The organism is Actinospineispora eucalypti (assembly GCF_039543365.1).
GTDB lineage: Bacteria > Actinomycetota > Actinomycetes > Mycobacteriales > Pseudonocardiaceae > Pseudonocardia > Pseudonocardia eucalypti.
This window is the reverse complement of the sequence record NZ_BAABJP010000061.1, coordinates 1-5,418: the sequence shown is the minus strand read 5'-3', so window position 1 is coordinate 5,418 and position 5,418 is coordinate 1. Positions and strand designations below refer to the sequence as shown.

The 5,418-nt window shown below is 66.2% G+C and carries 5 protein-coding genes; 4 read left to right on the top strand and 1 reads right to left on the bottom strand.

Annotated features, from left to right (window positions below):
• Nucleotides 1–587: 587 nt before the first annotated feature.
• The 4 genes from ABEB12_RS38060 (at nucleotide 588) to ABEB12_RS38045 (ending at nucleotide 2,748) form a co-directional block, all read left to right on the top strand.
• A complete protein-coding gene (locus tag ABEB12_RS38060; RefSeq protein WP_345703509.1) occupies nucleotides 588–743 on the top strand; it encodes a hypothetical protein in 156 nt (51 codons plus the stop codon).
• Nucleotides 740–1,555, top strand: coding sequence for an ESX secretion-associated protein EspG (locus ABEB12_RS38055; protein WP_185061482.1), 816 nt, complete (start codon nucleotides 740–742; stop codon nucleotides 1,553–1,555). The genes ABEB12_RS38060 and ABEB12_RS38055 overlap by 4 nt, the downstream gene beginning before the upstream one ends.
• A gap of 437 nt (nucleotides 1,556–1,992) precedes the next feature.
• Nucleotides 1,993–2,418, top strand: coding sequence for a hypothetical protein (locus ABEB12_RS38050; RefSeq protein WP_185061481.1), 426 nt, complete (start codon nucleotides 1,993–1,995; stop codon nucleotides 2,416–2,418).
• 114 nt (nucleotides 2,419–2,532) lie between these two features.
• Nucleotides 2,533–2,748 carry a hypothetical protein gene (locus ABEB12_RS38045; RefSeq protein ID WP_185061480.1) on the top strand — a complete coding sequence of 72 codons (216 nt, stop codon included), beginning with the start codon at nucleotides 2,533–2,535 and terminating at the stop codon, nucleotides 2,746–2,748.
• A 13-nt stretch (nucleotides 2,749–2,761) separates the two neighbouring features.
• Here the strand turns inward: ABEB12_RS38045 and ABEB12_RS38040 are convergent, their stop codons facing one another.
• Nucleotides 2,762–4,903: a bacterial transcriptional activator domain-containing protein gene (locus ABEB12_RS38040; RefSeq protein ID WP_345703508.1), complete on the bottom strand. Its 2,142-nt coding sequence runs from the start codon at nucleotides 4,901–4,903 to the stop codon at nucleotides 2,762–2,764.
• Nucleotides 4,904–5,418 lie beyond the last annotated feature (515 nt).

Below are 5,418 nucleotides of genomic sequence, written 5' to 3'. Positions count from 1 at the left end.
ATCGGGCGCATGAGAACAACTCCCGGGGTGCGGTGGATACCTTCCCCACCCTCAACCAAGTCCCACAGCTCAGCAGGGCTGAGCCAGCGAAACAACCTGCTGGCCCTGGTGTTTCGGACGGTGATCTGGGGTGGCGCGCGGCTCCAGGCCATGCCGGCGCGAACGCGGTACCCCGTGTGGGTCGGTCCGGCGCCGACGATGTCGTTGCTGGCGCTGACCACACTGGTGCTGGGTTGCCGGGCACCGCTGGACCTCCCGCCGCGAGCTCGAGCACTGCGCCGGCGTACACGCTTCCGTCGTTACCCCAGGCGGGCGGCACTGAGATCCCGGCTGGTGGGGTGAGCCGTTCGCCGAGCGCACCCGGAGGTCTGGGTCCGGGAATCTCGCCCGGTCTACCGCCTGCCGTTCCGCCGTTCCTTGCCGGCGGGCCGAGCGGGGGCGGATATCAGGCGGGCGGACAAGGCGGCAGCACACGTGCTTTGCTGCCTCGGCCATTCGAGAGTTCTCCCGCTCCGGTCGAGCGCGGGCCGGGCACCATGCCGACCCGAGCCGCGGAAGGTCCGTCCCCGGGGTCGGGACCCGGCGCGATGCTGGTCACGCCGGCGGGCGGCGGTGGCGCAGGGGGTGGGCGGCGCCGCGAGCGTGACGAGGATTTGTTCCTGCGTACAGGGAATCCGTTCGAGATCGCCGAAGACGATGCCGTGGTCTCGCCGGTGATCGGACCTGAGGAGGTGCAACCGTGATTGTTCAGACCCCGAGCGGGATCGTGTTGTCGCCGACGGAGCTGTTGGCATGTTGGGAGTCGCTTAGGCTCGGCGATCCGCCAGTGTGGTTCCGACTGCGGCGTCCAGGCTGGACCGCGCGTGACCGGGTCGAAAGCGACAATCTTCTCCGGTCCGCGCTGGTGGGTTTGGCTGAACGCGGGCTATCTGACGGTGCACGGCCGTCGCCACATCTGGCCCGGTTGCTCGGGCTGATTGACGGCGCGGAGTACCAGCTGGATATCCGCTACACGAATCCGGACGGTTCGCTCCGGCCGATCCTGGGGTTCGGGGCGGTGGACGGTTTTGAGGGTGTTGTGGTGGTCAGCAACGACGGGGCTGGCCCGATCCGCCTGCGTCCGGTAGACGGCGCCCGGGTGGCCGCTGAGCTGCTCGGGAGCTTGGGGAAGATGCAAGCCGGGTACGGACAGGTGGTGAACATCCCCGCTGACGTGCTCGACGACGCGACGGCTCAGCTGGCCGACCCGAGCAACTTTGTTGAGCTCGCCGATGGGCTGCGGCGACGCGGCGTCTCCTCGCACGATGCGAGTGTGCTGGCCCGAATGTGCACAGGCGCTGATGCCGGTGGGCAGCTCGGCGCTACCAGCCGCTCCAATGGGCGGACTGTACGAGGACCCTGGGTGATCGGGTTCCACCGTATCCAGGGCCGGTATTTCATGCAGCTACGGCGGGGTGGATTTGTGACTGTTTCTCCGGCAGACTCCGGCCGGCTCTATGACCGGTGGCTGGACCTGGTCGCTGAACTGCGTCCTCGCCGCGGTTCAAGATATTGAACACGATACTACTGGCATCTCACGCGCGCGTTTGTCAAGAGGGTTCTGTTGATCACTGATACTCGGAACGGAGTCGTCCGCGACTTCGTCACGACCATGGCGCGCGATGCTGTCCGCTATGTGGCCGTGTCACGTGAGATCTCTGATGACAGTCGGAACAAGCTGGTGCAGATCCTGAGTTGCGCGTGGCCGCCAATCAGGAGCGCCGCGGACCAGATTTTATCCGACATCTCCGACGATAATGCGGAATATCTGAAGAAGAGGTTCGAGCGGAATATTGGCTGCCTCAGTACACGCGTGATCGCGCGGACATCGCGTACGAGTTGGACCTTGCGGCAGACTCGCTCCACATGTTGGCGCGGAATTGTTCGGCTGACTGGGCTGGCGCGCGGTCCGGCGCTGCGGTCAGTGCGGCCTTTTACGGACTAGCTCGCTCGATGGAAGAGTTCAAAGTAGCTCTCGTACTGCCCGAGCGCGAGGGTCTGAAGAAGCTAGTTGACGACTTGTCCCAAATTGTCGCCGCTCTTCTTACTGGCCACCTGGGATATATTGCCTTCTCGGGCGAGGAGGCCCGCAAGAACTCATTGGAAGCTGCACGCGATAGGTTATTCAACGTCGTTCGGAGCGTCGTCATTGCTGTGATCCCGGTGGGGCTTCTCCTGGGGTTACGGTCGATTCAGCCGCTGCTTGATCCTCAGATCATGGGTTGGGCGAACTTGGGTGTTTTCGGGTGGTGCTGCCTGTGGCTCTTGAGTGCGTGCGCCGGCAAGTCACCGCCGCAGATGCTCGCGGTGATCAATCAATTCACCGTCACCGCGCGCTCGCTCGTTTCCGGTGCAGATATTTCTGACAAAGAGAAGTGACTGGTCTGCTTGACCGAATCACGCCATACGTTCAACCGTGCACAGCATGTAAGCATTGGTAGCTCCGCTAGCATCGCGTAGCGGGGGTCGACCCCGATGATGGATGCTTAGAGCATGAGCGCAACCGTTGATGAAGTGGCTGATGCGGCGCACGTCGCTCCGGGTGACATCTTAGTCCTGCTGGCCACGTATCCGGACGAGGTCACGGATCTTTGGGAAGAGAGCGGTGTGCTGAGCAAGGTCGGCATTGACGAGGTGCACGACGTGCTCGATCCGGGGCTGTGTTCGGAAGGTGCCGAGGGCTATCAGCACTACAACGGGCAAGACTAGGCTCGTCTGACCGTCATTGGTCAAAAGCGGCGCCTTTCTCGACTTGTTTTTCCCAGAGTTCGGCGGCGCGGTCGGCTGCGTCGGGTTGGCCGAGCTTGTGATGGATTTCGATGATGTGTTGGTAGATTGATTTGTTGTCGGGGTCGATGGCGCGGGCTTTCTCCAGGACATTGAGTGCTTGTTGAGGGTCGGTGTCGGCGTAGTGCCGCGCGAGGTAACAGGCGGCGTCGAGTGCGTCGCGTTTGGCGTCTTGCCGGTGGGGTTCGATCCACTCGGCGTAGATGCCTTCGCCGAGTTCGCCGGTGTAGTGGTTGAGCGCTTCCTGGTAGACCTGCGCGACCTTATCCGGGTCGGTTGTGTGGTGGCGGCGGTCGAGCGCCTCGCGGAAGTCGCGGTAGTCAATGCGAATGTGGGCGGTATCTAGCTGACACAACCCGGTCCCGATGATCGTGATCGGGTTGGCGATGGCGCCGCCGGTGGCTTGATTGACGCGTTGTTTGAACCGGGTGAAGTTCGTGTTGAGCGTGTTGGTGGGGAGCTCGCGGCGGTTGTTGCGCGGCCAGATGGCCTCTGCCATGGCCTCGCGGGTGGCGCCGTTGGCGTGCACGCCGAGGTGAGTACAGATCTCTTGGAACTTCGGCGTCAATGGCACGGTGACCGGGGCTGGTTGAACGCCTGCGGTGGTGGGTGTGGGGTGCCAGATCGCTCGGGGCGGGCCGAACAGGGACAAGGTCAGGACGCCTGGTGACGCGTCGCCCGGGGCGGTGGTGCCTGGGGTGGAGGCGTCCTCGGCGATGTCCGATGCGGCGGATTCGTCGGTGCAGGCGGGAGCGGCGTAGAGAACCGGTTCCGGATCATCGTCAGCCAGCTGGTTCTGATTGTGGGTTTGCACGCTTCGACCGGCCGTTTCAGCGGCGCCCTGCTCTGGGGTGCCGTCCGTTTGCTGGGGCTGGGCTACGGCGCCGGCGAGCTGCACACGTTCCGCGGGTGCGTCGGGCTCGGGCTGGCTGTTCTGGCCGTCAGACGGTGGCGGGGCGAGGGAGGTGTCGATCGGGTTGTCGAGCATCGTGGCGAGTTGGGAGGCCAGGGCGAACCAATCGGCGGCCGGGAGCGCGTAGCAATTGGTCCCTTCCAGCGGCTCCGTGAGCGAGCCGGCAGGCGGAGTGACAACGATTTCATCTTCGCCTGTGGTGGTATTGAGGACGGTCGTTAGGTTAAGGGTCCGCCCGGTGGGCCACATGCCGAACACCAGCGCGGTGATCCCCCACGATCGGCCTGCGCGGATCAATTCGAGCAGCGCCCGGTGCGACGCGGTCGTGCCCGGTGTCCGGGTCACCAGCATCGTCACGGGCCATTGCGCGTCATGGGTCTGAGCCTGATGATGCTGGCGACGGCTGATTTCGTGCTCGAGCGCGGAGACCGCGTGATCGAGCGTCGGGACGATCCACAGGCCCTCCGGCGTGTCGTCGCCGAGGTCACTGCGCCCGAACAGACGCAACGCATCCGCCGCCGGCAGAAGGACGCGGCCAGCAGGCCGCCCGGTGTCCTCGTCGCCGGACAGCGTGCTGAGGATCAGCGCGCGTCCCACACCATCCGCGCCGTGACCCTGCAGGGCCAACCCACCGGTCTCCAGGATGCGCACCGGCACGCATTGGCCGGTGAGTTCCCCGAGCGGGAGTTCGTAGGCAATCGCCGCCGCGTGAGTGCCTGACCCTGCCTCCTCGGTCTCCCTGGCGTCGCTGGTGCGGATAAGGTCCAACCACCCGTCCCTACCTGCCGTGTGCTGCTGGTTAGGGGTGTCGAGGACTCCTCCGGCGGGCAGCGGCGTCCACTCTTGATCGCTGCCCGACTCGGAGCTCCGCGTGCCGGCTCTGCTGGCGTGCAGGCGCTGGGCGATCGTCGGGATGTGCAGCGTGTCGCGGACACCGCTGCCGATCACGTAACCGCTGGCGTGGCGCAACTTGCGCCGGGTAACCGCGAAAGCGATCGCTGTGACAACGCACGCGGCGAGGAATACACCCGCGCCGAACAGGTAACCGCCGCCCGAGGTCGGCTTCGGGACTACCGGCGCCTCCGGCGCCGGCGCCGGCAGGGCGTTCATGTCCGGCTGCTCAACGGGCGGCTGCGGAAATCCTGGATCGGGCCGGTTGTCCATCGGGGGCTGCTGCGGCTGGCCTGGTCCGGGCATGGGGCTCAGCGTGCCGGGGCCAGGTGGGGGCGTTGTGCCGGGTGGGGAGGCGGACCGGTCGGGTAGTGACGGCCAGCGCGGCGACGGATATGGCCATGGTTGGGAAGGCGTGTCCGGCGCTGGCGTCACCCTGGTGGACTCCGTCGGACCCGACGGCGGCTGCTGCGGTACCGGCGGCGGCGTGGGGCCGGGCGCTGGATGCGGCGTCGGGCCGGGGCTGGTGGAAATAGGCGGCTCAGCGGGCCGAGCGGGTGGCGGCGTTACCTGCGGCGGGTTCGGGCTGGTCGAGCTGCCCGCGGGCGGCGTGGACGGGCTGTGGTTGCCGCTGGGGCCAGGGAACGCCGGCGGGAACGGCGTGGCGGGGCCGGTGGGCGGGCGGTTATGCGTGGGGCTGGCCGGCTCGGGCCGGGTCACATGGGGGACTTGGTTGAGGGTGGGGAAGGTATCCACCGCACCCCGGGAGTTGTTCTCATGCGCCCGAT